Below are 1,807 nucleotides of genomic sequence, written 5' to 3' on the forward strand. Positions count from 1 at the left end.
CAATATATATAGATTACCTATATAAGGAGAGTGAATGATATGGCAATTGAGAAAGCTTTAGTTTCCGGAAGTATGACCCTGCTTATTTTGAAATTATTATCAGAAAAGGATATGTACGGTTATGAGATGATTGATACCTTACGTCAAAAATCTCAGAACGTTTTTGAATTGAAAGCAGGAACTTTATATCCGCTTCTCCATAGCCTTGAGGATAAGGGAGCGTTAGTTGTATATGAGCAGGAGGCTGGCGGAAAAATCAGAAAGTATTATAGTCTGACCAGGCAGGGAAGAGGCCTTCTGGACAAGAAAACAGAAGAATGGAGAGAGTATTCGGAAGCAGTATCAAATGTTCTTGCATTGGAGGTGTAGCTTATGGAAGAGTATCTGAAAATATTGCTGGAGCAGATCCGTTGTAAAAAGGCACGGCCTTATATACGACAGGAGCTGCAGGATCATATGGAAGATCAGATTGAGGAAAATATTCAGTTGGGGATGAATTTTGAACAAGCAGAAAAAGAAGCTGTGAAAGATATGGGAGATCCGGTGGAAACAGGGATTTCTCTTGACCGCATCCATAAACCACAGGCTGCATGGAAGCTTCTTTTTATAGTGATCATGATCAGTGCTGTCGGTATTTTTGCGCAGATTATGATAGCAAGGCATGCAAAGGGAGAATATGTATCTGCATCCGGGAGATATGTAGTTCATGTTATGCTGGGAAGTGCCGTTATGATTTTTTTATATTTTTTAGATTACACGGTACTTGCAAGATTTTCCAGGATCATTGCCAGTGGGCTGATTGTTCTGTGTTTAGTGTCAGTTTTGTCCGGAAATATGGTCAACGGTATGATATATTATATTGCAATAGGAGGAAGACCGGTATCTGTACAGGCATTGATGCTGTTTTATGTTCCGGTTTACGGGGGAATTATTTACAAGTATCACGGATCGGGCTATGGGGGACTGATGAAATCGATAGCATGGATGATCCTGCCGGTCGTTCTTGTATTCCGCCTTCCGTCTCTGACAATTGCAGGTATGCTGATGGTATCTATGCTGGTGATACTGACAATGGCCATACAGAAAGGCTGGTTCCGTATACATAAGAAAAAAGCAATATGCGGGGTGTGGGGGATTTTTATGATCCTGCCGGCAGCAGCTCTTTTTATAATGTATTTTGGAAATGGTCTGATGCCTTATCAGAAAGAGCGTGTTCAGGCATTTTTTGCTGGCGGAGGAGAGGAAAATCCTTTGAAAATCCTTATGAATGCAAATAAATTTGCAGGAAGCAGTGGTGCAGAGGTAAGCATGGTTCTGCCTGAGTTTAACAGAGATTATATACTGAGTTATTTATCCTCTGTGTATGGAATGATTGCCGGAATTCTTATATGCTGTGTTCTGGCTGTCCTGATCATTGCGGTTTTTAACACTGCTGTGAAACAAAAAAATCAGTTAGGTATGATAATGGGATGCGGATGTGGTATGATCTTTCTTGTAAGTTTTCTGGTTAATGTATTGGAAAATGTCGGAATACTTCCATCTTCTGCTGCATTTCTTCCATTTATATCTGCGGGGGGAAGCTATATTATTGTTTCCTATGGATTAATGGGGATTGTGCTAAGTATATACAGATATAAAAATGTTTATCCACGCCATGTAAAGATAAGTGGCCAAAAAAGGAAAACAACGGCAGGATTATAGGCTGACATTTCAGAGAGCCTGTGAAAAATCTCTGTAAATTAAACAATACAAGGGTCTTCTATGATAAAATATTAAAATCATAGGAGGCCTTTTATTATGGCAAACA

The 1,807-nt window shown here is 39.7% G+C and carries 2 protein-coding genes; both read left to right on the plus strand.

From position 1 onward, the window contains the following. Positions 1-39 precede the first annotated feature (39 nt). Positions 40-369, plus strand: a complete 330-nt coding sequence (locus tag RDS42_RS14660; protein ID WP_308784299.1) for a PadR family transcriptional regulator — start codon at positions 40-42, stop codon at positions 367-369. 3 nt (positions 370-372) lie between these two features. Continuing rightward, positions 373-1,701 (plus strand): FtsW/RodA/SpoVE family cell cycle protein, encoded by a 1,329-nt coding sequence (locus RDS42_RS14665; RefSeq protein ID WP_308784300.1) that lies wholly within the window; start codon positions 373-375, stop codon positions 1,699-1,701. Positions 1,702-1,807 lie beyond the last annotated feature (106 nt).

This window comes from uncultured Blautia sp. (assembly GCF_902497045.1).
Classification (GTDB): domain Bacteria; phylum Bacillota; class Clostridia; order Lachnospirales; family Lachnospiraceae; genus Blautia_A.

What these genes read in the sequence shown, in the direction of transcription:
- RDS42_RS14660 (WP_308784299.1), top strand. Translation starts at nt 40, where the DNA reads ATGGCAATTGAGAAAGCTTTAGTTTCCGGAAGTATGACCCTGCTTATT.
- RDS42_RS14665 (WP_308784300.1), top strand. Translation starts at nt 373, where the DNA reads ATGGAAGAGTATCTGAAAATATTGCTGGAGCAGATCCGTTGTAAAAAG.